The sequence below is a fragment of the Mesorhizobium sp. M0088 genome (assembly GCF_040322895.1).
Taxonomy (GTDB): Bacteria; Pseudomonadota; Alphaproteobacteria; order Rhizobiales; family Rhizobiaceae; genus Mesorhizobium.
Map to the genome: position 1 here is coordinate 104,719 of NZ_JAMYUI010000013.1, position 23,072 is coordinate 127,790.

The 23,072-nt window shown below is 64.0% G+C and carries 21 protein-coding genes and 1 tRNA gene; 13 read left to right on the forward strand and 9 right to left on the reverse strand.

The window, feature by feature from the left end; all coding sequences use genetic code 11:
- Window positions 1–3 precede the first annotated feature (3 nt).
- A complete protein-coding gene (locus NKJ67_RS17220) occupies window positions 4–1,047 on the reverse strand; it encodes a class II aldolase/adducin family protein (protein WP_352582027.1) in 1,044 nt (347 codons plus the stop codon).
- 192 nt (window positions 1,048–1,239) lie between these two features.
- Between NKJ67_RS17220 and NKJ67_RS17225 the strand changes: the two genes are divergently transcribed.
- From NKJ67_RS17225 to NKJ67_RS17260, 8 genes are all read left to right on the forward strand, one after another.
- Window positions 1,240–2,016 (forward strand): DeoR/GlpR family DNA-binding transcription regulator, encoded by a 777-nt coding sequence (locus tag NKJ67_RS17225; RefSeq protein ID WP_352582028.1) that lies wholly within the window; start codon window positions 1,240–1,242, stop codon window positions 2,014–2,016.
- Window positions 2,013–3,392 (forward strand): FGGY-family carbohydrate kinase, encoded by a 1,380-nt coding sequence (locus tag NKJ67_RS17230; protein WP_352582029.1) that lies wholly within the window; start codon window positions 2,013–2,015, stop codon window positions 3,390–3,392. Before NKJ67_RS17225 ends, NKJ67_RS17230 begins: the two co-directional genes overlap by 4 nt.
- Complete coding sequence (locus tag NKJ67_RS17235) at window positions 3,389–4,933, forward strand: sugar ABC transporter ATP-binding protein (RefSeq protein WP_352582030.1); 1,545 nt, start codon at window positions 3,389–3,391, stop codon at window positions 4,931–4,933. Before NKJ67_RS17230 ends, NKJ67_RS17235 begins: the two co-directional genes overlap by 4 nt.
- On the forward strand, window positions 4,930–5,928 hold the full coding sequence (locus tag NKJ67_RS17240) for an ABC transporter permease subunit (protein ID WP_352582031.1): 999 nt from the start codon (window positions 4,930–4,932) through the stop codon (window positions 5,926–5,928). Before NKJ67_RS17235 ends, NKJ67_RS17240 begins: the two co-directional genes overlap by 4 nt.
- Window positions 5,929–6,004: 76 nt before the next feature.
- Complete coding sequence (locus NKJ67_RS17245) at window positions 6,005–6,943, forward strand: ABC transporter substrate-binding protein (RefSeq protein ID WP_127329989.1); 939 nt, start codon at window positions 6,005–6,007, stop codon at window positions 6,941–6,943.
- A gap of 236 nt (window positions 6,944–7,179) precedes the next feature.
- Window positions 7,180–8,073: a sugar phosphate isomerase/epimerase family protein gene (locus NKJ67_RS17250; RefSeq protein WP_352582032.1), complete on the forward strand. Its 894-nt coding sequence runs from the start codon at window positions 7,180–7,182 to the stop codon at window positions 8,071–8,073.
- Between the two features lie 340 nt (window positions 8,074–8,413).
- Window positions 8,414–8,767, forward strand: a complete 354-nt coding sequence (locus tag NKJ67_RS17255; protein ID WP_127266678.1) for a cupin domain-containing protein — start codon at window positions 8,414–8,416, stop codon at window positions 8,765–8,767.
- 455 nt (window positions 8,768–9,222) lie between these two features.
- Entirely contained in the window at window positions 9,223–9,876 is a 654-nt protein-coding gene (locus NKJ67_RS17260; RefSeq protein ID WP_352582033.1) for a hypothetical protein, read from the forward strand.
- Between the two features lie 149 nt (window positions 9,877–10,025).
- On the opposite strand, the gene NKJ67_RS17265 is transcribed toward NKJ67_RS17260, so the two are convergent.
- The 3 genes from NKJ67_RS17265 to NKJ67_RS17275 form a co-directional block, all read right to left on the reverse strand.
- Window positions 10,026–11,948: a coiled-coil domain-containing protein gene (locus NKJ67_RS17265; RefSeq protein ID WP_352582034.1), complete on the reverse strand. Its 1,923-nt coding sequence runs from the start codon at window positions 11,946–11,948 to the stop codon at window positions 10,026–10,028.
- 537 nt (window positions 11,949–12,485) lie between these two features.
- Window positions 12,486–12,562: transfer RNA gene (locus tag NKJ67_RS17270), tRNA-Arg, on the reverse strand.
- Window positions 12,563–12,645: 83 nt separating this feature from the next.
- A complete protein-coding gene (locus NKJ67_RS17275) occupies window positions 12,646–13,809 on the reverse strand; it encodes a M20 aminoacylase family protein (RefSeq protein ID WP_127266677.1) in 1,164 nt (387 codons plus the stop codon).
- A 216-nt stretch (window positions 13,810–14,025) separates the two neighbouring features.
- Here NKJ67_RS17275 and NKJ67_RS17280 point away from each other — a divergent pair, with 216 nt between their 5' ends.
- Entirely contained in the window at window positions 14,026–15,189 is a 1,164-nt protein-coding gene (locus NKJ67_RS17280) for a D-alanyl-D-alanine carboxypeptidase family protein (RefSeq protein ID WP_127266676.1), read from the forward strand.
- 3 nt (window positions 15,190–15,192) lie between these two features.
- Window positions 15,193–16,317: a CobW family GTP-binding protein gene (locus tag NKJ67_RS17285; RefSeq protein ID WP_127266675.1), complete on the forward strand. Its 1,125-nt coding sequence runs from the start codon at window positions 15,193–15,195 to the stop codon at window positions 16,315–16,317.
- 9 nt (window positions 16,318–16,326) lie between these two features.
- Here the strand turns inward: NKJ67_RS17285 and NKJ67_RS17290 are convergent, their stop codons facing one another.
- From NKJ67_RS17290 to NKJ67_RS17310, 5 genes are all read right to left on the reverse strand, one after another.
- A complete protein-coding gene (locus NKJ67_RS17290; RefSeq protein ID WP_164748663.1) occupies window positions 16,327–16,563 on the reverse strand; it encodes a sulfurtransferase TusA family protein in 237 nt (78 codons plus the stop codon).
- Between the two features lie 8 nt (window positions 16,564–16,571).
- On the reverse strand, window positions 16,572–17,870 hold the full coding sequence (locus tag NKJ67_RS17295) for a L,D-transpeptidase family protein (protein WP_352582035.1): 1,299 nt from the start codon (window positions 17,868–17,870) through the stop codon (window positions 16,572–16,574).
- A 217-nt stretch (window positions 17,871–18,087) separates the two neighbouring features.
- A complete protein-coding gene (locus NKJ67_RS17300) occupies window positions 18,088–19,038 on the reverse strand; it encodes an acetyl-CoA carboxylase carboxyltransferase subunit alpha (RefSeq protein WP_063173172.1) in 951 nt (316 codons plus the stop codon).
- Window positions 19,039–19,137: 99 nt separating this feature from the next.
- Window positions 19,138–20,055, reverse strand: coding sequence for a site-specific tyrosine recombinase XerD (locus NKJ67_RS17305; RefSeq protein WP_292455596.1), 918 nt, complete (start codon window positions 20,053–20,055; stop codon window positions 19,138–19,140).
- A gap of 17 nt (window positions 20,056–20,072) precedes the next feature.
- Window positions 20,073–20,225 carry a histidine kinase gene (locus tag NKJ67_RS17310; protein WP_127266685.1) on the reverse strand — a complete coding sequence of 51 codons (153 nt, stop codon included), beginning with the start codon at window positions 20,223–20,225 and terminating at the stop codon, window positions 20,073–20,075.
- 210 nt (window positions 20,226–20,435) lie between these two features.
- On the opposite strand from NKJ67_RS17310, the gene NKJ67_RS17315 reads away from it, so the two are divergent.
- Genes NKJ67_RS17315 through NKJ67_RS17325 form a run of 3 tightly spaced genes read left to right on the forward strand, consistent with a single transcriptional unit; the run spans window position 20,436 to window position 23,070 of the window.
- Window positions 20,436–21,047: a shikimate kinase gene (locus NKJ67_RS17315; RefSeq protein WP_256745265.1), complete on the forward strand. Its 612-nt coding sequence runs from the start codon at window positions 20,436–20,438 to the stop codon at window positions 21,045–21,047.
- Window positions 21,044–22,180 (forward strand): 3-dehydroquinate synthase, encoded by a 1,137-nt coding sequence (aroB, locus tag NKJ67_RS17320; protein WP_352582036.1) that lies wholly within the window; start codon window positions 21,044–21,046, stop codon window positions 22,178–22,180. Before NKJ67_RS17315 ends, aroB begins: the two co-directional genes overlap by 4 nt.
- Window positions 22,177–23,070: an HlyC/CorC family transporter gene (locus NKJ67_RS17325; protein WP_292334279.1), complete on the forward strand. Its 894-nt coding sequence runs from the start codon at window positions 22,177–22,179 to the stop codon at window positions 23,068–23,070. Before aroB ends, NKJ67_RS17325 begins: the two co-directional genes overlap by 4 nt.
- Window positions 23,071–23,072 lie beyond the last annotated feature (2 nt).

The following is a 23,072-nucleotide window of genomic DNA, read 5'->3' on the forward strand; positions in this document are numbered from 1 at the left end:
ATGCTAGCCGCCGGCCGCGTTGAGCTTCTGGCGATATTGCTCGGCGTCCCAGTTGACCAGCTCGTCATTCTCGGCGGCGGTGAGATAGTTCAGTCGCGCCGCGGTGTCGATGCGCGCCGTCACGTCGGCGAGGCAGCGTTGCATGGCGTCGGCGCCGGCACTGGCGTCGCCGCGCATCAGCACGCCGGCACCGGGAAACAGGATCGCCGCCGGCGGCGTGCCCAGCCGCGCGACGACATCAGCCACGGGCTCGCCGGGCTCCGCCACGACGGAGCCCTGGCCGAGGAAGATGACATGGTCCGGATAGAGGCTGCCGGCCTGCGCCATGCGACGGCTCTCCGGGTCGAGCGCAACCGCATGCGCTTCGACATCGGCCGGCAATCTGTAGCCACTGTCGCCGGCAAGAGCCGCCAAGGCGGCAAGGTCGGGTGCGGCGGTCGCGCGCGCCGGCCGGGCCAGCAATGACCTGATACGGCGCAGCAGAAGCTCCGCTTCGGCGACGGTTTCGGCGGCGACGACCAGCCCGTGATTGCCAAGGATCAGCACGTCGACACCAGGCCGCAGTTTCTCGGCAATGCCGCGTGCAAGCGGCAGGCCCGGCCGGAAATAGGGCACATAGGCCCATTCGATGCCATCGAGCCGCCTGGCGACCTCGGCCTCGCCATCGGCCTGCACGGCAAGCGAGATGGTGTCGACGCAATGGACATGCAGAACGACGCGCTGCGGCATCAGGGCGTGCACCGTGGTCTCGATCGACGGCCGCAGGCCGCGCGGGTTGAGCGCTGCAATGGTGAAACCCTGCGGCAGGTCGGCGGCGCGATCACGCTGTTCGACGGCTCTCAGCAACGGCGCCATCGCCACCGGCACCATGATGTCATCGACGAGCGCGTCTTTCAGCCAGGTGCCGGAGGCCTTGATCCACAGCGTGTCGCCGGCCTTCAGCGAGGTGTTGCCTCCCGCCGCCTGGGTTAGGTGCGGGCTTCGCCCGATGCTGGCCGAAAGCGCCCGCAAGGCCGCCAGTTCCTGCGCATCAGCTTGGGTCGCCATGGCGCTTTTCCTCCAACGGCTCGGCCGTGTCCTGCGCGAAATCCCGTTGCCGGGGTCGAATTGGCGCTGATATCGCAGATACGAGTGATCTACGTCAATAGTGATCTACTATCATCAAACCCGCTTGCAATCCGACTAATGTTGAGTAAGTTACGCCAACCGCCATGGAAAATGGCATCCGGGAGGAAAGAATTGAGCGACTCCGGCCGCCAGCGTCAGATCGTCGAACTGTTGCGGGATCGTCCGTTCGCTTCGGTGCGCGAGCTGCAGGAACGGCTTGGCGTTTCGGCCGCGACGGTCAGGCGCGACATCGACCGGATCGACGAGGCCGGCGAAGCGCGGAAGGTCTATGGCGGCATCTCAGCGCTCGACGGCGCTTCCCAGGCCGGGGTCGCCTACGCCAGGCCTTACGACGAGAACCGCGACCTCGCGGTCGAGGCCAAGCGGCAGATCGCCGCTCTGGCGGCGACCATGGTGCGCGACGGCGACGCCGTCATCGTGCATGGCGGCTCGACCTGCTTCCATCTGGGCGTCAAGCTCGCCGAGCGCAACATCCGCCTCTACACCAACTCGATGCCGCTGGCGGCCTATCTCAGCGACCACGGCCATTGCAGCCTGACGGTTGCCGGCGGTGATCTGCATCGCGAACCCGGCATCATCCATTCGCTCACCCAGGCCGTGCCTTTCTACGCCTCCAAATTCTTTCTCGGCGCGCAAGGCCTTGGCCAGGAAGGCGTGATGGAATCGCACCCGCTTCTGGTACGCTCGATCGTCGATCTCAGCCTCTGCGTCGACCAGATCGTGGTACTGGCCGACAGCCGCAAACTGTCGATCCACGCGCGCAATGTCGCGCTGCCGCTTTCCCGCATCGGCACGCTGGTCACCGACGACGGTCTTTCCGACGCCGATGCGCGCATGCTGGAAGATGCCGGCGTCATGGTGCGGATAGCCTCGGGAGCCATCCAGTGAAGGTGGCGGTGCTCGATTTCGGCAAGACCAATTCGAAGCTGTTCGTCTTCGGCCAGGACGGGCGGATGATCGACGAGCGCCGGACCCAGCCGAAATGGGTGCGCCAAGGCGCCTTCAGCGTGCTCGACGAGGCGGCGCTCCACCATTGGGCGCTTAGCGCCCTTGCCGATGCGGTCGATGGTCATGGAGTGGAAGGGGTCATGGTGTCGGGCCATGGCTGCACCTTTGCCTTGGTCGACGAGGCGGCGCTGACGCATCCGATCCTCGATTACGAGCAAGAGCCGCCGGCCGAGATTGCCGCGCGGATCGATCGCCGCATTCCTGACTTTTCCGAGACGTTCTCGCCGCGACTGCCGCTCGGCTTCAACTACGGCCGCCACATGCTGTGGCTGCAGGAGGTCGATCCCGACGCGTTCGCAGCGTCGAAATCGATCCTCGGCTATCCGCAATACTGGAGCTGGCGCCTTGGCGGGCGGGCGGTCTCGGAAGTGTCCTATCTCGGCTGCCATTCGCATTTGTGGGCGCCGCGCCGCCAAGACTTTTCCTCGCTGGTCGACGCGCAGGGCTGGCGTGACCGGATGCCTGCCTTCGAGCGCGCCGGCACTGTTATCGGCGAGCACCGCCTCGGCGCCGCGGCGCGACCGATCGCCATCCACAATGGCGTCCATGACTCGAATGCGGCGCTGCATGCCTATCGCCGGCAGGAACTTGGCCCGGTCACCGTCGTTTCGACCGGCACCTGGGTCGTCGTGCTCAATCCGGACTGCTCGCTCGACGCACTCGACCGGGACCGCGACATGCTGGTCAATGTCGATGTCGGCGGCGGCCCGGTGCCGACCATCCGCTTCATGGGCGGGCGCGAATTCGCAACCATCAGCGGTGGTTGGCAAGGCGAGATCGCCGGCCCGGCGGTGCAGCGGGTGATCGACGCCGGCATCATGGCGCTGCCGAGCTTCGCGCCGGGCGGGCCGATGTCCGGCCAGTCCGGCCGGCTGGTCGGGCGTACGCCCGATGCCGAGGAACGCGCGGCCGTGGCGCTGCTCTATGTCGCGCTGATGGTCGATCTCTGCCTCGACCTCATCCATTCGAACAACACCGTGATCGTCGATGGCGGGCTGAACAATGGCGGCCTGCTCGCCGGGCTGCTGGCGCAGTTGCGTCCCGACCAGACTTTCCTGCAAGGCGCCACGCTGGAGGGCAGCGCCACCGGTGCAGCGGCACTAGCCTTCGAGAGCGTTGGGCGCGAATTCGCCGCCGAAGTTCCGGAGCCGGTGCGCGCGTCGCGTTTCACCGGGCTGGCAGGCTATCGCAGCAATTGGCGTGACGCCGCCATGGACCGGGGCGTCGCCGGTGCGGCAGCGGGAGGCGCGCGATGAGTGCGATTGCCCAAGCTCAGACGGCGCGCCAGCCGGTGCTGGAGATGCGGCACATCTCCAAGACGTTCGGCGCGATCCGTGCCTTGCACGATGTCTCGCTCAGCGTCCATGCCGGCGAGCTGCACGCCTTGATGGGCGAGAACGGCGCCGGCAAGTCGACATTGATGAAAGTGCTTTCAGGCGCCTATCGGCCGGATGCCGGTGGCGAGATCCTGATCGACGGCATGCCGGCCGCGACCGGCGATCCGATCAAGGCGCGCGCCAGCGGCGTCGCGGTGATCTATCAGGAGCTGTCGCTGGCGCCCAATCTGACGGTGGCGCAAAACATCTTCCTCGGCAACGAGCCGCGACGCTTCGGCATCGTCGACCGCGACCAGTGCACCCGGCGCGCCAGGGAGATCATCGCGCGTCTGGGCGTCTCCTTTTCGGCCCGCGACATGGTCTCCAGCCTGTCGCTCGGCGAGCGCCAGCTGGTCGAGATCGCCCGCGCGCTGTCGACCAATGCGCGCATCATCGTCATGGACGAGCCGACCACGTCGTTGACGTCGCGCGAGACCGACCGTCTGTTCGAGGTCATCGCGACGCTGAAATCGCAAGGCATCGCCATCATCTACATCAGCCACCGCATGGAAGAGGTCTACCAGCTTGCCGATCGCGTCAGCGTGCTGCGCGACAGCGGTTATGTCGGTACGCTCGAACGTGCCGACCTCAGCGCCTCGCGCCTGGTGTCGATGATGGTCGGCCGCGATCTGTCGGCTTTCTACAAGAAGGATCATCGGCCGCCGGACGAAAAGCGCGTGGTGGCGCTCTCGGTGCGTGGCATGTCCGACGGCCGTCTCCTGAAAGACTGTTCGTTCGACCTGCACAAGGGCGAGGTGCTGGCGCTGGCGGGTCTGGTCGGTTCCGGCCGTACAGAGCTCGCGCGGCTGATCTTCGGCGCCGACAGGCACATTTCAGGCACGCTGGAACTCGACGGCAAACCTGTAACCATCGGCTCGCCGCGCGAGGCGCTCGATGCCGGCATCGCCTATCTGACCGAGGACCGCAAGGAACTCGGCCTGTTCCTCGACATGTCGATTTCCGACAACATCAGCATGGGCGTGCTGGCGCGGGATTCGCATGCCGGCGGCTTGCGCGACTTCGCGGCCGCCGAAAGGCGCGCTTCCAAGGCCGTTGCCGATCTCTCCATCCGCACCAGTTCGGTGCAGGCCAATGCCGGCTCGCTGTCGGGCGGCAACCAGCAGAAGGTGCTGCTCGCCCGCCTGCTCGAAACCGAGCCGAAGGTCGTCATCCTCGACGAGCCGACCCGCGGCGTCGATGTCGGAGCGAAATCGGAAATCTACCGGCTGATCGACAATCTCGCCAAGCAGGGCATCGCCATCCTGATGATCTCCAGCGAACTGCCCGAGGTGATCGGCGTCGCCGATCGCGTGCTGGTGATGCGCGACGGCACGATATCGGGCGAGGTGACGGCATCGCAAGGCGAACCGCTAAGCCAGGAGAAAATCATGGAACTTGCAACAGGAGCGGCTCAGCAATGACCGACAAGGCGACCGAGACCAGCGCAGGCGGCCAGGCCACCGGCATGAGCCGACGGTTGCGCACGGCTTTCGCTGCCCTTGGCATGCTGCCGGTGCTGATCCTGCTGGCGGCCGGCTTCCAGTTCCTGAACCCGCGCTTCCTGACCGAGACCAACCTGTTGATCGTCACCCAGCAGTCATCGATCAACATCGTGCTGGCGGCCGGCATGACCTTCGTCATCCTGACCGGCGGTATCGACCTGTCCGTCGGCGCCATCCTCGCCGCATCGGCGATGGTGGCGGTGATGGTGTCGCTGGTGCCGGACTGGGGTTTGCTCGGCGTGCCGGCGGCCATTCTAGTCGGGCTCGGCTTCGGCCTCATCAACGGGCTGCTCATCGCCTACATCAAGTTGCCGCCCTTCATCGTCACGCTGGGTTCGCTGACCGCGGTGCGCGGCGTTGCCCGCCTGCTCGGCCAGGACACCACGGTGTTCAACTCGGACCTGCCGTTCGACTTCATCGGCAACGGTTCGCTGTTCGGCATTCCCTGGCTGGTCATCATCGCGCTGTCGGTGGTGGTGCTATCCTGGCTGGTGCTGAAGCGCACGGTGCTCGGCACCTGGATCTATGCCGTCGGCGGCAATGCCGAAGCGGCGCGGCTGACCGGTATCAAGGTGCCGCTGGTGCTGCTCTTCGTCTATGGCGTTTCCGGCCTGCTGGCCGGTCTTGGCGGTGCCATGTCGGCGGCCCGGCTCTACGCAGCCAATGGCTTGCAGCTCGGCCAGTCCTACGAACTCGACGCCATTGCTGCGGTCATCCTCGGCGGCACCAGCTTCGTCGGCGGCGTCGGCTCGATCTGGGGTACGCTGATCGGCGGCCTGATCATCGCGGTGCTCTCCAATGGGCTCATCTTGGCCGGTGTCTCGGACATCTGGCAGTACATCATCAAGGGATTGGTCATCATCGTGGCGGTCGCCCTCGACCGCTACAGGCTCCAGGCAGGAGCAAGAACGTGATTGACCTTAGTCGCCGGCGTCAACGACCGGTTTGTGTAACGCACCGTGAGAGGCGCGGGGCAATCGGAGGAAAGCAATGAAGACCATCGCCAAACTGCTCTGCGGCGTCGCACTCGCGTCGCTCGCCATCGCGCCTGCTACGGCCAAGGACCTCAACAAGGTCGGTATCTCGGTCGGCCTGCTCGGCAACCCCTTCTTCGTCGCCACCATCAAGGGCATCGAGGACGCGGCCAAGAAGATCAACCCGAAGGTCGAGGTGACCTCGGTATCGGCCGACTATGACCTCAACAAGCAGGTCTCGCAGGTCGATTCGTTCATCGCCGCCGGCGTCGACGTGATCATGCTCAACGCCGTCGACGCCAAGGCGATCGCGCCGGCGGTGAAGAAGGCGCAAGCGGCGGGCATCGTCGTTGCCGCCTTCGACGTTTCGGCGCCGGGCGCCGACGTCACCGTGATGACCAACAACGTCAAGGCCGGCGAAGAGGCCTGCCAGTACCTGGTCGACCACACCGGCGGCAAGGGCGACTACGTCATCCTCAACGGACCGGCATCGTCGTCGATCCTGGAGCGGGTGAAGGGCTGCAAGAACGTGCTGGCGCAGCATCCCGACATCAAGATCCTCTCCGACGACCAGAATGCCGAAGGCTCGCGCGACGGCGGCCTGAAGGTGTTCCAGTCGCTGCTCACCCGCTTCGACAAGATCGATGCGGTGTTTGCCATCAATGATCCGACGGCGATCGGCGCCCAGCTTGCCGCCAAGCAGCTCAACCGCTCGGAGTTCATCTTCACCGCCGTTGACGGTGCGCCGGATATCGAGAAGGAACTCTCCTCCGGCACCTCGATGATCAAGGCCTCGGCCTCGCAGGATCCCTACGTGATGGCTGGCCAGTCGCTGACGATGGCGGCCGAACTGCTGGCCGGCAAGAAGCCGGCGGAGCCGACCGTCCTGCTCGACCCGAAGCTCATCACGGCCGAGAACCTGAAGGACTACAAGGGCTGGACCGCGGCCCGCTAAGAGCCTGTTTGGAAATTCTACTCTGTCGGCCATCTGATGGCGTTTTCTGCGCTTCCCAGTTCTACTGCGTCGGCGCAGTAGAACTGAGCTCACGGACCAAATGTCCGCTGCGCTACGGTTCTCGAAACCACCACCATATGACTCGCCAGAGCGAATTTCGAAACAGTCTCTAACTCCATCTACAGCGTGTGGCCGGGATGACCCGGCCGCACCTCTTGTCAGCACCGGAGACGATGATGTCGCGTATTGGAATCCATTCTTTCGTCTGGTCGGCGAGCTCGGCTCAGGCCGATCTCGAGCGCACGCTGGCCAACACCAGGGAGGCCGGCTTCGACCTCATCGAATTCTCCTATCTCGATCCCGCCAATGTCGACATCGGCGGGCTCGCCAGGCGCATCGCCGATCTTGGCCTCGGCGTGGCGATCAGCATCGGATTGCCTGTTGATGGCGACATTTCGAGCGCCGACAAGGCGATTGCCGCGCGAGGCGTCGAAATCCTCAACGACACCATCGCGCTGACGCGCGATCTCGGCGGCCGCAAGGTCGCCGGCATTCTCTCGACCAGCCACGGATTGCAGGTCGAGGCGCCGACGCGCGATCAATGGCAGCGCAGCGCCGGCACGCTGGCCAAGGTTGCCGAAACAGCCAAGGCGGCCGGCGTCACGCTCAACCTCGAGATCGTCAACCGCTTCGAAAGCAATCTGCTCAACACCGCCGCGCAAGGGCTGGCCTTCATCGAGGACACAGGCTCGGACAACATCTTCCTGCATCTCGACACCTTCCACATGAACATCGAGGAGGCCGATGTCGGGCTGGCCATTCGTCATGCCGCCGATAAGATCGGCTATGTCCATATCGGCGAAAGCCACCGCGGCTTCCTCGGCACCGGCAATATCGATTTCGCCGCGATCTTCGATGCGCTGACCGCGATCGGCTACAGCGACGACCTCAGCTTCGAATCCTTCTCTTCGGAAATCGTCGATGAGAACCTGTCGAAGAAGACCGCGATCTGGCGCAATCTCTGGACGGACAACATGGCGCTGGCCAAGCACGCGCGTGCTTTCATCGGTCTGGGAATAGAGACGGCAAGGCGCAAGGCGGAACTCGTCTCGGCGCGGCACAAACCCTGACCCGCCCGTCGAGGGCCGAAGGACGCGGCGTGCGCCACAGGGCAGGGTTCCGAACTCAGATTAACAACAGGCCTCGTGGCTGCCGGTTTTGGCGGCTTTTGTACCGCCATTTTTTCCGAGATAGGAATTTTTTCTTGACCCGGTGACCTCAGCTATGGTACATTTTTGCCTATGGTGCTGATTTGCGCCAGTGACCCGCCGCACCGGCGGGTTTTTTGTTTGATGCACCGTCAGCCAAGGTGCCGGCCGTATGGCTCCGGCATTGCTCGCGGCAGGTGCATCGGTTATCTGACCGGCCAGGCAAACAACGCCACGCAATCCACCAAACGGAGCCCAGCACATGACACGCGAGACAATCCTCAAATTCGGCACCGTCGAACACGCGGACGCCGGCGATCTGGCTGGCTGGATCGTCGTCGAGGGCAAGCCGACCATGCAAACCGCCGTCCAGCACACGACCGAGGACGGCAAGGTGTTGTCGGGCACCTGGCGCGCGACGCCCGGTACCTACCACGCGACCTATACCGACTACGAGTTCGTGCACATGATCGCCGGCCGCATCATCATCACGCCGGACGGCGGCACACCGGTCGAGGTCGGTCCCGGCGATGCCTTCGTGGTGGAAGCCGATTTCAAGGGAACCTGGAAGATCATCGAGCCGGTGACGAAGCATTTTGTCGTCAGGGTTGGCTGAGGCGCGGTGATCCGTCTGGCCCGCCATGGTTCGCCTTGGCGGCGAGTGCTCAAGCGGACGCTTTTTCGTGCCCCGGGGGCCTCTTGGATGCCATCCCATCGGACATCGCGTGGCTGTCGCCGATGGCTCGGAGGAGGTGCGCTGACCTGAGCGCGGTAAGCGTATTCGCTGATCTCTGCATTCGCCGGGGCCTCGGCCAGGCCAATCGCCGGACTCCGGCCATTGGATCACGAAGGCGTCTGCGGCGTCATCCACGGTCGGCCTCGACTGAGTGATACGGCACTCGCCAGCCAAGCGATCTCTCATCGGCGCTTGCCAGCCAAATATCCTTGATACGCCGGATTGATCCCCTAGTTCTTTCGGGGGCGCGGCAATCGCGAGGTTGCCTCGGGGGCAGCGGCGGTTCGGGCCGTTCTGACTGCACGCCGCGGAAAGTCGGTTGGACCGACGCATCCATGGAGGTCGTCGTGCGTCAATCGCGTGGATTCACCTGTGCGTATTTCGTCTTAGCTTGCTCGATCGCGGTAGTTTGCGCAGGAGCTGCAACCGGTGGTCAGCAGGGCGGAGGGCATGGCAACGGCGGCCATGGTTCTGGTGGCCATGGTGGCGGCGGAGGTCATGACGCAGGCGGCAACCACGGCGGCTCGCAGAAAGGGACTGGCGACGACCCCGGCGGCTCCAGTTCGTCGGCGGACGGCGGCGAGACCAGCACAAGCGGCACTGCGACAGCCCCGGGGACGGTAGGTCCGGCCACCGCTACTGCTGTTGCGTCCGCAAGGGGCGGACAGTCACTCGACCTGCCGGCCGCTCTCCAGCCTCCCAGCGACAGCAACACTCAATCAACAGTCAGCCGAACCGAGGCGTTGCCGGGCGTCCCGGATAAAGTCGTTCGGGCCTGCCACGATGCCATCGAGTCGGCCGCCGCTCCGTTTGGGGCGACCAGCGTGCGCGTCGCCAGCGCGGGCTTCGTACATCAGTTGAGTCGGGCGACGATCTCGGCCCCTATCGAGGTCAGCATCGACTATGTGCGGCAAGGCAACGTGGAAACGCGGCAGGCGGCGATCCAATGCGAATTGGACGCGACAGGCAGCGTGATCGGCCTGACATAGCGAACCGCGCAGAACACCTCGCTGATGAAGCAGGGTGAATTCGAGGGGCCATTCATCTTTGGCCGAAATGGCAGCAGGCCTCGGGTGTGTTACCAAGGGTGCGGGGCATCAAAGATGGCCTTCCACGGAAGGGACCGCGCAGTCGGAAATCACTGCGGTGTCACGTGTCTTGGCAAGAGCGAATAAGGAAGTGTGATCGAACGCACCCGGGTCATCCGCGAAGGGTTGCGAACCTTGCCAGTCTTCTTGCTGACGGCCTTCACCTGGCTGGCTGCCGCGCGGCCAGAACGCGGCTTCAGGGGCGGTTCGATCTGCGCGCTGCGGCGCTCAGTCCTGAGCCTGTCGTTGTCCCCGCGCGCCGCAGCCAAGTCGCGGGCAAGAGAAACAGTGGCCTCGCGTTGCTCGTCCAGAGCCTCCTGAAGCTTAGCGACACGCACCAAAAGAGCTTGGGCGGCGGCTTCGCGCTCGATGCGGGCTCTGTCGAGATCCTCACGATTCATGACGGCTGTAGTACGTTCCCGTGCCAGAGCCTGTGCCGTCTCGGTTGCGGCCTGCTCGGCACGCTCTTTCGCTGAGACTGCTTTGGCTCGCTCCAGTTCAGCCGCCTGGCGCTCGACGCGAGCTTCTTTCAACTCCTCAACGGCCGCTGCTGCTGCAGCGCGTTCTCGTGCGAGCGTTCGCTCCGTGTCAGCTGCGGTCCGCTCCACTTGTTGTCTCGCTGTGACCGCGTCGGTCCGTTCCTGCTCAGCCGCGGCCGTACGCTTCATGAGTGCGGCATTGGCCAGTTTCGCTTCGGCGAGATCGCCACGCAGCAGCTCCGCCTTCCGGCGTTCGTCGTCGAGCATGCCGCTCGCCTGCGCCAGTGAAGCCTTGGCCGTGGCGCGATCCTCGGCGGCCTCGGTCTGAAGCTGTTCAATTTGGACGCGCGCTTGCGATAAATCGCGCGCCTGCCTTTGGGCCTGCTCCTGCTCGAGATGAGCAGCGGGCATCTCCTCAAGGACATAGCTGGTGGCCTCGCTCAGCATCGTGCGGGCATCTCCCGCAATGCGCCGCAACGCGTGAAGAGTGCGGGCCGCCGCGAGTTCATTGCGCAACCGCTCCTCGCGCGCGTCATCGGCAGCTGCCATGCTTGCCCTCAGCGTGTGGATCTGCTTGCTCGCCTCGAGGAGCGCTCCCTGCAGAGCGGCGCTCCTGGCACGCTCGCCTTCCGCCGCCCGGTGCTCCTGGTCGGCCAATTGTCTCGCAGCGGCGGACTGAGCACGATCCGTCCCGGCTTGCGCCTGGTTAGCCGTGAGATCCGGGCCAAGCAATTCGGCACTCGCCTGAAGTTTCAACGGGCGCGAAAGGTCTCGATGGGCCTGGTCTTGGGTTTGCGAGATGGCTGAAGCGCTTTCGACCCAGATTTGTCTCGTCATCGCATAGCCAATCGGCGCGGCCAGACAAATGGCGGCGAGACCCAAACGCGATACAAGAACGATCGGCCTGCGAACGACAGGGTTTGAGGCAGGCGCCATGGCCGGGTCGGGATCTCCCATCTGAGCTGTGAAATTCAAACCGCGATCCGCAGCATAGGCCAACGGAGCAATTTTTGGCGGTGAAGCTCTATGGCGCAATTGGTCCCATGCCGACCCGCAAATCCGCTTCCCACGTTCCGCGATCGCGCTGATGGATGCTGCAAGCCGGCCAGACTGCACACTGTTCGGTGCAGGAGCACCGGTCACTAACGAGCTCCCGCTGGGTTCGGATGTCGCGGCGAAATGCTCGATTCGCACTCCGAACCGAGAGTAGTTGGTATTTTGAGCCCGAACATCCAGGCCGACCGCATGCAAGGGGTTGGCAGCCTTGGAAGAAGCAGGACCGGCGACAAGTCCGGCCGGGCTTTCCCATTCCCAAGAAGCCTCGTCGGCGATACCGGATCTGCCTTCGTCAAACGCTGCAAGGCGGCGCCGTCGCACCGCAGCAAGGATACGCCGGAGCACAAGATAGACGCCCACCGATGCAAGCGTCACTACCGCGCTCAGAATGGTCAGATTTACGTCGTTTGCATACATTTCGGCAAGATAATGTGGCATTGCCGTGCCCGTGCGTTCTGGGGTGTATTGTCAAGTTCATAAAGCGATGTCTGGTCATTCGCCTTGGTATTGGCCAAGGCCTTACCGTCCTCAAAGCGTCGCTTTCTTCGGGATCCTTCTGGTACTTGCGAATTGTTGCGGATGGCGGGGCGCCGGTCGCGTGCTGATAGATCGCCGCAGTTGATATTCCTTGGCGGGCAATGGCCGACCAAGGACACATGCGGGGCCCTGAGACGCCGATTTGCGCCTCTGCATATCAACCTCGCGAGAGTTCGCCGGTGCGGACAATTCGCCACTTCCCGGCTCTTGACTGTCCATCATGAACTTTAAGCTAGGTCACAGCGCACCACGGTCAACCATCACCTCGCAATGATCCTGCCGGCAGCCTTCGGCCAGACAAAAGGGCCATTGTGGTGCCCGCTCTTCGGAGCGAAGCTGGATCGTTCCTTGTTCGGCGATGCATTCCCGCCGAGATTAGAATTCGTTGCACTGTTTCGCGAAAAGTACGACGTCAGTTTGCTAAGCTGGTGAAAAGCGTGGTGATCCCGACAGGAATCGAACCTGTGACCTACAGATTAGGAATCTGCCGCTCTATCCTACTGAGCTACGGGACCACGCGGCCAGACACATAGCCGCTTCGGATCGTTTCGCCAAGAGGCCGGCCGAAGGCAATTCGGCCGGTTTTGCGCTGCCGCCGTCAGGCGGCCAGCGCGGTTTCCGCCAGTTTCACCCAGTAGCTCATGCCGTGCGGGATGACCTCGTCGTTGAAATCGTAGGCAGGGTTGTGGAGACCGGCGGTGTCGCCATTGCCGATGAAGATGAAGGCGCCGGGGCGGGCTTCGAGCATGTAGGAGAAATCCTCGCCGCCCATCACCGGCTGGATGCCGCGGTGGACATGGGCGTCGCCGGCGACACTCATCGCGACATCACCGGCAAACACCGTCTCTTCCGCGTGATTGAAGGTCACGGGGTAATTTGCCTGGTAGTCGACCTCGATCTTTGCCCCGAATGCGGTCGCCAGCCCGTCGCATATGCTGCGGATGCGCTCTTCGGACTTCTTGGCGATCTCCTTGCGCAAGGTGCGCACGGTGCCGGCGATTTCAGCGGTTTCGGGGATGATGTTGTAGGCGTCACCGGCGTGGAACTTGGTCACCGACACCACCACGGCCTCGACCGGATCGGTGCTGCGCGAGGCGATCGTCTGCAAGGCGCCGACCAGTTGGCTGGTGATGACGATCGGGTCGATCGTGCCGTGCGGCATCGCCGCGTGGCCGCCCTTGCCGCGCACGGTGATGGTGAACTCGGCGGTCGCCGCCATGATCGGGCCCGGGCGGATGGCGAACTGCCCGACGGGCAGGCCCGGCATGTTGTGCATGCCGAACACCCTTGAGATGTCGAAACGCTCCATCATGCCGTCCTTGACCATCTCGTTGCCGCCGCCGCCGCCCTCTTCGGCCGGCTGGAAGATCACCGCCACGGAACCGGTGAAGTTGCGCGTCTCGGCGAGGTATTTGGCCGCGCCCAGCAGCATCGCCGTGTGGCCGTCATGGCCGCAGGCGTGCATCTTGCCGGGGATGGTCGAGGCGTAGGATTTGCCTGTGATCTCGTTGAGCGGCAGCGCGTCCATATCGGCGCGCAGGCCGATGGTGGGGCCTTCGCCCTGGCGGCCGCGGATGACGCCGACGACGCCGGTCTTGCCGAGGCCGGTGACCACATCGTCGCAGCCGAAAGCCTTCAGCTTCTCGGTGACGAAGGCGGCGGTCTTGAAGACGTCGAAGTTCAGTTCTGGCGTCTGGTGCAGATGCTGGCGCCAGCCGGCAACTTCGTCCTGCATTTCGGCGGCACGGTTCAGGATTGGCATGATGGTTCCATCTCGCTGTTGGGACAGGCGGGTGTCGTCCGCTGCCTTGCAATTGTGATCGCCAGGCACTTTGCCATCTTGGCGTCACATAGGGTAAATAGCACCGCAACGATGCGGTCCGGTTTTTGAGGGTCGGACCAATCATGCTGGCGATCGCGTAACGAAATCTTACGGAGCCAGGGGCGACTACGGCAAGAGGCGATTTCGGATTTGATCATGCGGTACAGGCATTTCCTCAAACTATTCTCGGTTGGCACAATCGCGCTGTCGGTCGTGGCCGGGCCGGCGCTGGCCAATCCGGTGGTCGTATTCGATCTCGGCAGCGGCAAGATCCTGCAGCATCAGGACGCGTTCAAGCGCTGGTATCCGGCATCGCTGAGCAAGCTGATGACCGCTTATGTCACCTTTCGGGCGATCGCCGCCGGCGAGGTTCAGCTTGATTCGCCGATCAAGGTGACCAAACACTCCGCCGCCGAGCCGCCAAGCAAGATGGGCTTCAAGCCGGGCTCGGTGATGCGGCTCGACAACGCGCTGAAGATGATGCTGGTCAAATCGGCCAACGACATCGCCATGGCGGTGGGCGAAAATGTCGGCGGTTCGCAGGCGGCCTTTGCCGACCGGATGAACGCCGAAGCGACCCGGCTCGGCATGAACGGCACGCATTTCGTCAATCCGAACGGGCTCTATTCGCCGGATCAGTACACGACGGCGCGCGACCTCGCCGTGCTGGTGATGGCGATCCGCCGCGAATTTCCGCAATATGCGCCGTGGTTCTCGATCGAAGGCCTTGCCGTCGGCAAGAAGGCTATCCCCAACTACAATCTCTTGATTGGCCGTTATCCCGGCGCCGATGGCATGAAGACCGGCTTTGTCTGCCCTTCCGGCTTCAACATGATCGGTTCGGCGACCCGCAACGGGCGCACGCTGGTCGCGGTGGTGCTTGGCGAGAAATCGGCGGTCACACGTGCCGAGACCGCGGCAAAACTGCTCGATCAAGGTTTTGACGCGCCTGCCGCCGGCTCGGCCACCGTCACCACGCTGGCGCCCTATGGCGACACGGTCTCGCCCAACGACATGAAGGACGAGGTCTGCAAGAAGAAGACGCCGCAGGAGCAGTCGGAGGCGCCGCCGGTCGTCGCCAAGGACGTGCCGAAATCGCCCTATCAGGAAAAGCTCGACCATGTGCCGACGCTGGTTGCCGTCGGCCTTGGCGGCGCCACCGGTCCGGCGCCGAAGGCCATCCTCGACCGGGGCGGTCAGGAATATGCCGATGTGCCGATCCCGAGCTGGCGGCCCGACAGGCCGGCACCGGCCGGCGCAGGCCCGAAGATTGCCGGCTCCGCCGCGCAGGGCGACCAGCCGGCCAAGGTTGCGAACTAGCCAATGGGCAGCGGCTTCCCGATCCCCGTCTCGGTGCTGACCGGCTTCCTAGGCGCCGGCAAGACGACGCTGCTCAACCGGCTGCTCAAGGATCCGGCGCTGGCCGACACGGCGGTAATCATCAACGAGTTCGGCGAGGTGGCGATCGACCATTTGCTGGTCGAGCAGTCTTCCGACGGCATCATCCAGCTTTCGGACGGCTGCCTTTGCTGCACGGTGCGCGGCGAACTGGTCGACACGCTGGCCGACCTGGTCGACCGGCTGCAGACCGGCCGCATCGCCCGGCTTGCCCGCGTCATCGTCGAGACCACCGGCCTTGCCGACCCGGCGCCGGTGCTGCAGTCGATCATGGCGCATCCGGCGCTGATCCAGGCCTTCCGGCTCGACGGCGTCATCACGCTGGTCGATGCCGTCAACGGCAACGCCACGCTCGACGCCCATGTCGAGGCGGTCAAGCAGGCTGCCGTCGCCGATCGCATCGTGCTCAGCAAAGCCGATCTGGTCGCCGATCCCAATGAGTTGGAAATGCTTCGGGCGCGCCTGCGGCAGATCAATCCGGGCGCCGAACTGCTCGATGCCGGTGACACGGGGACAGGCGTGGCGGCGCTGTTTGATTGCGGCCTCTACAACCCGGCAACCAAATCCGCCGATGTGCGGCGCTGGCTGGGCGAGGAAGCCGCTCATGATCATCACCATCATGATCATGATCACCATGATGGGCATGATCACGAACATGGCCATGACCACGGTCATCGCCACGATTCGCGGGTGCGTTCCTATTCGCTGGTGCATGACGGCCCGGTGCCGTTTTCGGCGATCGAGATGTTCCTCGACCTGCTGCGCTCGACACATGGCGAGCGCCTGCTGCGCATGAAGGGCGTCATCGAGCTCAGGGAAGACCCGTCGCGGCCTTTGGTGATCCATGGCGTGCAGAAGATCCTGCATCCGCCGGTGCAATTGCCGTCCTGGCCAGATGGCCAGCGCGGCACGCGGCTGGTGCTGATCACGCTCGATATGCCCGAAGATTATATCCGCAGGCTGTTCGCCGCCTTCACCAACCGGCCGTCGATCGACACGCCCGATCGCGCCGCGCTGGAAAACAACCCGCTGGCGATTGCCGGGCGGTAGCTCCCACGATTACGGCGCGCCGCACTCGACCAGGAAGCGATGGCCGCCGGAGACCGCCGCCGTTTCAATCAACTGGTGGCCGCTCTCCGAACAGAATGCCGGAATGTCGATGACGGCGAGCGGGTCGGTGGTCTCCAGCCAGAGCCGGCTGCCCGGTTGCATCCCCGCCAGGCGCTTCTTGGCCTTGAGCACGGGCAAGGGGCAGTTCAGCCCCTTGAGGTCATAAATAGCGGCGCGGTCATCCACGGGCGAAATCAACCGCCGAACATGCCGAGCAGCTTGTTCTTCAGCTTCGTCACGCGGCTCTCGTCGGCACTCGCCGCTTGCGTCTCAGCCATCGGTGCCGCTTCCGAAGGGGCCGCGATGGTCGCGGTGGCGACAGGGGCTTCCTTGGCGGCCTTTTCGGCCTCCTTTTCGGCCAGAGCCTGGGCCTTGGCGGCTTCCTTGGCTTGCTTGGCCGCCTCTATGGCAGCCAGCCTCTGCTCCTCGGCCTTCTGCTTGGCCGCCTTTTCGGCGTCGAGGGCCGCCATCTTGCGGCCAGCGGGCGAATCGATGCGGCCCATGCGCGCCGTCTCGGTGATCGAGCCGTCATTGTTGAGCGACGGCGGATCGATCGGCACGCGTTCACCGCGTGCGCGGCGCTTGGACCAGTCGGAGACGATGCTGGCTTCCTTGATACCGGCAATGGTCGGCTTGGGCGCCGGCACGCTGGCCTTGACCGCGCCGCTGAACGCAGCGTCGTAGGTGCTCATGTAGGAATTGTAGGCGCTCTTCAGCGAATCAGGTTGCGTGGTCGCCGGGCAGGCGCCGGCCGGATCGAATGTCTGACCGTCGGCGGCAACCTGGTTGAAGACATAACGCTTCTCGCAGACATCGACCTTCGGCGGCACCTTGGTGATCTCGAAATTGTCGTAGCCGACCTTCAGCATCTTCCAGAAGTCGTAATTCGGGTCGTTGCGGTAGCGCGCCATGTTGGCGGCGGTCATGCGGAACGGAAACGCCTGGATCTGGAACTCGGTCTGGCCGCCCTGGAAAGCATCGCGGCCGAAGGCATAGATCTGCTCGATCTGCGCATCGGTCATCGAATAGCAGCCCGAAGACGAACAGGCGCCGTGCACCATCAAATTGGAGCCGGTACGGCCATTGGCGCGGTCATAGGCGTTGGGATAGCCGATGTTGAAGGACAAATGGTAGTTCGAGCGCGGATTCATCTGCGCCGGGCGCACCGTGTAGAAGCCTTCCGGCGCCTGGCGGTCGCCTTCGGTGTATTTCGGCCCGAGCTTGCCCGACCATTTGCAGATGTCGTAGCTGGCGACCATGTCGTAGCGGCCGTTGGTCTTGGCCTTCCAGATTTCGAGCTTGCCTTCTTCCTTGAAGATGCGGGCCATCACCGACGAGGTGCGGACCATGCCCTTGGCCTTCATGTCGGCAAGGATCTTGTCGGGCAGCGGCTTGTTGGCCTCCGGGGCAAAATCCTTCATCGACGAATTGTTGCAGCCGGCAACGCCGAGTGCGGCTATCAGGATTCCGGTGCGGGCGAGCTTGACAAACATGGCTACGGATATCGTCTTTTCTCTGGCGCCAGGACGTTTCCTGCCCCGGCTGCTACACTGCGCATCGACGGACCCTAAGCCCGTTAACCCTAATAAATTCCTTACCGCAAGTGCCGACGCATCCCCCTGCGGCAGTCTCATTGAGCCGAATGCAGCGGCATTTTTGTGGCAAAAATGCTCCGCTCCGCCACATTGTTGCGGCCAAGGCTGCCTGTGGTCAGAGACTGCGGCCCATGGCCAGGTATTTTTCGCGGCGCTGCTCGCGGAAATCGGTGTTGGCGCCGGCAAAGTCCTTCATCGTCCTGGCGATGAGGTCTCCGGTCGCAGCGATCACCGTTTCGGCGCCGCGATGCGCGCCGCCGAGCGGCTCGGGGATGATGGCGTCGATGATCTTCAGCTCCAGAAGGTCCTGCGCGGTGATCTTCATATTGGTTGCCGCATCCTTCGATCGCGTCGTGTCGCGCCACAGGATAGAGGCGGCACCTTCCGGCGAAATCACCGAATAGATGGCGTGTTCGAGCATGTAGACGCGGTTGGCGGTGGCGATGGCAATGGCGCCGCCCGAACCGCCTTCGCCGATGACCACCGAGATCGACGGCACTTTCAGGCCGAGACAGGTCGAGGTTGAACGGGCGATAGCCTCCGCCTGGCCGCGCTCTTCAGCGTTGACACCGGGATAGGCGCCGGCCGTGTCGACCAGCGTCAGCAGCGGGATCTTGAAGCGGTCGGCCAGTTCCATCAGCCGTACCGCCTTGCGGTAGCCCTCCGGGCGAACCGATCCGAAATTGTGTTTCAGGCGGCTGGCTGTGTCGGAACCTTTTTCCTGGCCGATGATGGCAATGGGTTCGCCGCGGAAACGGGCGAAACCGCCGACGATCGCCTGGTCTTCACCGAAATTGCGGTCGCCGGCCAGCGGCGTGAAATCGGTGAACAGGCCCTTGATATAGTCGACGCAATGCGGCCTGTCGGGATGGCGAGCCACCTGCACCTTCTGCCACGGCGTCAGCGCCTTGTAGGCGTCGCGCAGCGCGTCGCGGGAGCGCTTCTCGAGACGGCTGATCTCGTCGCCGACATCGACCGCCTCGCCATTCTCGGCAAGCTTCTTCAGCTCGAGGATCTTGCCCTCGAGGTCCTGCACCGGCTTTTCGAAATCGAGGTAATTATACATGCGTGAGCGGACCGATACGTCGGAAGGCAGTGGCTGACGGAACCCTTGAATCCAAGGCTCCGGGCGGTGAAATGTCGTCCTCACATAGCGATATGAGGCCTAGTCGGCAAGCGGATGATGATCGTTGACCAGCCGCACCAGCCGCTCTTCCAGCACATGGGTGTAAATCTGTGTCGTCGATATGTCGGCATGGCCAAGCAATTGCTGCACGGCCCGGAGATCGGCGCCGTTCTGCAGGAGATGGCTGGCGAAAGCATGGCGCAGCACGTGCGGCGAGATCTTCGCCGAGGCGATGCCGGCCCTTGCCGCCAGCCCCTTCAGGTCACGCGCAAAGACCTGGCGCGAGAGATAGCCGCTGTCGGAGGCGGCCGGAAACAGGAACGGACTGTCGGCAAAGGCTGGCACCCTGGCGCGGGCGGCAAGCCAGGTCTTCATCGCCGCGCGTGCCTTGGCGGAGAGCGGCACCATGCGCTCCTTGTCGCCCTTGCCGCGCACCATGAAGAAACGGTCGTCGCGCTGCGCCACCGTCACCGGCAGGCCGACCAGCTCGGAAACGCGCAGGCCGGTGGCGTAAAGCACCTCGACCAGCGCATGCAGGCGCAGTGACGCCAGACTGTCCCCATCGCCCGACGAGGCATCGCCGGCCTCAAGCGCCGCTCGGTCGATCAGCCGGCCGGTGTCGGCCTCGCTCATCGTCTTGGGCAGCGGGCGGCCCTTTCTCGGGCTGTCCAGCGTGCCGGTCGGGTCATCGCCCCGCAGGCCTTCGGCGTAGAGGAATTTGAAGAACTGGCGGATCGCCGACAGTTTGCGCGCCTGCGACGTGGCGGCAAAGCCGCGGGCGGCAATGTCGTCGAGATAGGCGCGGATATCGGCGGCGGCGGCACCAGCCAGCCCGCCATCGATCGCGCCAGAAGCGTCCTCGAGGTCGCGGCGGTAGGAGGAAAGCGTATTTTCAGCCGCGCCCCGCTCGGCGCTCATCATTTCCAGAAAGGCTTCGATGCGGGCGGCGCTGTTCATTCAACTTTTCTTCGGGTTCAGCTTTTCTTGGGGTTCAGCTTTTCCGGAGGGATGCGCACGCTCATTTCGCCCTTCTTTGGCTCGACGAACATCACCAATGCGAACATCGCACCATAGGCAATGCCTGCCAGAATCGCTGTTACCACGACAAAGCGAAACAGTGTCGGCATCAATTTTCGCCCGTCTTCTTGTTCTGCGTTTCCAAACCCTGTCCCCTTATGGGACGCCAATCCGGCCAATTCAAGGAAGAAGCGGAGGCCTGTTAGCAACTTCTGATGCAGACCCTGCTGGTCCATATCGGGTTCAAGGCGCTTGCCCCGCTTGACGCAAACGGGCTTTTCATGTCGATACGCCGGCAAAGAGGGCCTTCGAAACATCCGATGAACGCGCTGCCAGCAAATCCTCCAGACGAGATCCACGCCGCGTTGCTTGGCCGGCTGGGCAGCCGTTCCGTCGTCTTCGTCGGATTGATGGGTGCCGGCAAGACGGCGATCGGCCGCAAGGTGGCGACGATGCTGGCTCTGCCCTTCATCGACAGCGACCAGGAGATCGAAAGCGTCTCGCGCATGACCGTTCCGGAGCTGTTCGAGCGCTATGGCGAGACCGAATTCCGGGCGCTGGAGCAGCGCGTCATCCTGCGCGTGCTGGAAAACGGCCCGCAGGTGCTGTCGACCGGCGGCGGCGCCTTCATGAATGCGCAGACGCGCGAGGCGATTGCAGCGCAGGGCGTGTCGGTATGGCTGAAGGCCGAGCTCGATCTTCTGATGGACCGCGTCTCCAAGAAACAGAACCGGCCATTGTTGAAAAGTGCCGATCCGCGCGCCGTGCTGGAGCGGCTGATGGGCGAGCGCTATCCGGTCTACGCGACATCTGATGTCACCGTGCCGACCCGCGACGACCGCAAGGAAGTCATCGCGACCGAGGTGGTGGACGCGCTGTGCCGGCATTTCGGCATCGATGAGACGACGGCGACGGGCGAGGTGGAACAGTGAGCATCGAGGCACCCGTTGTCGTCGAAGTCGGCCTTGGCGACCGGACCTACGATATCCTGATAGGTTCGGGGTTGTTGGCCCGCGCGGGCGCCGAGATATCGGGCCGCCTGCCGGGCACACGCGCCGCGGTCGTCACCGACGCCAATGTCGCGGCAGCGCATCTCGCTGCCCTTCAGGCCAGCCTCGAAACGGGCGGCATCCAGACCGCCGTGATCACGTTGCCGCCCGGCGAGAAGACCAAGAGTTTTGCTCATCTCGAAGAGGTGGTCGACGGTGTGCTGGCTGCGAAACTGGAACGCGGCGACATCGTCATCGCCTTCGGCGGCGGCGTTATCGGCGACCTTGCGGGCTTTGCCGCCGGCATCGTGCGGCGCGGGATGAATTTCGTGCAGATCCCGACCTCGCTGCTGGCGCAGGTCGATTCCTCGGTCGGCGGCAAGACCGGCATCAACAGCCCACGCGGCAAGAACCTTGTCGGCGTCTTCCATCAGCCGAAACTGGTGTTGGCCGACACCGGAGTGCTGGACACGCTGCCGATTCGGGAATTCCGCGCCGGCTATGCCGAACTCGCCAAATACGGGCTCATCGACCGGCCAGAACTTTTCACCTGGCTGGAAAAGAATTGGGTCCAGGTTTTTGCCGGCGGGCCGGAGAGGACGCAGGCGATCGCCGAAGCCTGCCGCGCCAAGGCCGAAATGGTTGCGCGCGACGAGTTCGAGACCGGCGACCGCGCGCTGCTCAATCTCGGCCACACATTCGGCCACGCGCTGGAAGCCGCCACCCAGTATGACGGAGCCCGCCTCGTCCATGGCGAAGGGGTCGCCATCGGCATGGCGCTGGCCTACCGGTTCTCGTCGCGGCTCAATCTGGCCAGCCCCGACGATGCCGCGCGCGTCGAGGCGCATCTGCGCGCCGTCGGCCTGCCCTGGCGGATAGCCGACATATCGGGCGATCTGCCTGACGCCGAGGCGCTGCTGGCCTTTATCACCCAGGACAAGAAGGTGTCGCGCGGCGCGCTGACCTTCATCCTGACGCGCGGCATCGGCCAGGCCTTCATCGCCAAGGACGTGCCGGCCTCGGAAGTGCTGTCGTTCCTCAGGGAGAATCACCCAAAGGAAAGCGACCGGAGATGAACGAGCCCGGCTGGATCGTCGTTGCCGTCCTTGCCATCCTCATCGTGCTGCTTGTTGCCGTGCGCACGCGCCTGCTTGCCATGTTCGGATACGAGCTTTCGCGCATCGAGCCGCAGCGTTCCAGCCAGGACGAATTGCGCGGCGCGGTCGACGATTTCCGCCGCGACGGCCAGGTGGTGCGCGAGGATCGCGACCGCGTCGGCGGCCTGTTCGATCTCGCCGAACTCGAAGTCTCCGACATCATGGTCCACCGCACCAACATGCGCTCGGTCAATGCCGACAATGCGCCGGAAGCGGTGGTGCGCGAGATCTTGCAAAGCCCGCACACCCGCATGCCGCTGTGGAAAGGCTCGCTCGACAACATCGTCGGCGTACTGCATGCAAAGGATCTGCTGCGCGCCTTGAACGAAGTCGGCAACGACTTCTCCAGGATCGATGTGATGAAGATCGCCTCGAAGCCCTGGTTCGTGCCCGACACGACAACCTTGCAGGAACAGCTCAACGCCTTCCTTCGCCGCAAAGCGCATTTCGCCGTCGTCGTCGACGAATATGGCGAGGTCGAAGGACTGGTGACGCTGGAGGACATTATCGAGGAGATCGTCGGCGAGATCGCCGACGAGCATGATGTCGACATACAGGGCGTCAAGCAGGAGGCCGACGGCTCCGTGGTCGTCGACGGTACGGTGCCGATCCGTGACCTCAACCGGGCTCTCGACTGGAACCTGCCGGATGAGGAGGCCACCACCATTGCCGGCCTCGTCATTCACGAGACGCAATCGATCCCCGAGGAGAAGCAGGCTTTTACGTTCCACGGCAAGCGCTTCATCGTCATGAAACGCGACAAGAACCGGATCGCAAGGCTGAGGATCAGGCCAGCCGGCGACACCTGATA

Bases quoted from the DNA above. Each gene is read 5' to 3' on its own strand.
- NKJ67_RS17220 (WP_352582027.1), bottom strand. From the start codon at position 1,047: ATGGCGACCCAAGCTGATGCGCAGGAACTGGCGGCCTTGCGGGCGCTT.
- NKJ67_RS17235 (WP_352582030.1), top strand. From the start codon at position 3,389: ATGAGTGCGATTGCCCAAGCTCAGACGGCGCGCCAGCCGGTGCTGGAG.
- NKJ67_RS17240 (WP_352582031.1), top strand. From the start codon at position 4,930: ATGACCGACAAGGCGACCGAGACCAGCGCAGGCGGCCAGGCCACCGGC.
- NKJ67_RS17245 (WP_127329989.1), top strand. From the start codon at position 6,005: ATGAAGACCATCGCCAAACTGCTCTGCGGCGTCGCACTCGCGTCGCTC.
- NKJ67_RS17250 (WP_352582032.1), top strand. From the start codon at position 7,180: ATGTCGCGTATTGGAATCCATTCTTTCGTCTGGTCGGCGAGCTCGGCT.
- NKJ67_RS17255 (WP_127266678.1), top strand. From the start codon at position 8,414: ATGACACGCGAGACAATCCTCAAATTCGGCACCGTCGAACACGCGGAC.
- NKJ67_RS17260 (WP_352582033.1), top strand. From the start codon at position 9,223: ATGGAGGTCGTCGTGCGTCAATCGCGTGGATTCACCTGTGCGTATTTC.
- NKJ67_RS17265 (WP_352582034.1), bottom strand. From the start codon at position 11,948: ATGCCACATTATCTTGCCGAAATGTATGCAAACGACGTAAATCTGACC.
- NKJ67_RS17275 (WP_127266677.1), bottom strand. From the start codon at position 13,809: ATGCCAATCCTGAACCGTGCCGCCGAAATGCAGGACGAAGTTGCCGGC.
- NKJ67_RS17280 (WP_127266676.1), top strand. From the start codon at position 14,026: ATGCGGTACAGGCATTTCCTCAAACTATTCTCGGTTGGCACAATCGCG.
- NKJ67_RS17285 (WP_127266675.1), top strand. From the start codon at position 15,193: ATGGGCAGCGGCTTCCCGATCCCCGTCTCGGTGCTGACCGGCTTCCTA.
- NKJ67_RS17295 (WP_352582035.1), bottom strand. From the start codon at position 17,870: ATGTTTGTCAAGCTCGCCCGCACCGGAATCCTGATAGCCGCACTCGGC.
- NKJ67_RS17300 (WP_063173172.1), bottom strand. From the start codon at position 19,038: ATGTATAATTACCTCGATTTCGAAAAGCCGGTGCAGGACCTCGAGGGC.
- NKJ67_RS17305 (WP_292455596.1), bottom strand. From the start codon at position 20,055: ATGAACAGCGCCGCCCGCATCGAAGCCTTTCTGGAAATGATGAGCGCC.
- NKJ67_RS17310 (WP_127266685.1), bottom strand. From the start codon at position 20,225: ATGCCGACACTGTTTCGCTTTGTCGTGGTAACAGCGATTCTGGCAGGC.
- NKJ67_RS17315 (WP_256745265.1), top strand. From the start codon at position 20,436: ATGAACGCGCTGCCAGCAAATCCTCCAGACGAGATCCACGCCGCGTTG.
- NKJ67_RS17325 (WP_292334279.1), top strand. From the start codon at position 22,177: ATGAACGAGCCCGGCTGGATCGTCGTTGCCGTCCTTGCCATCCTCATC.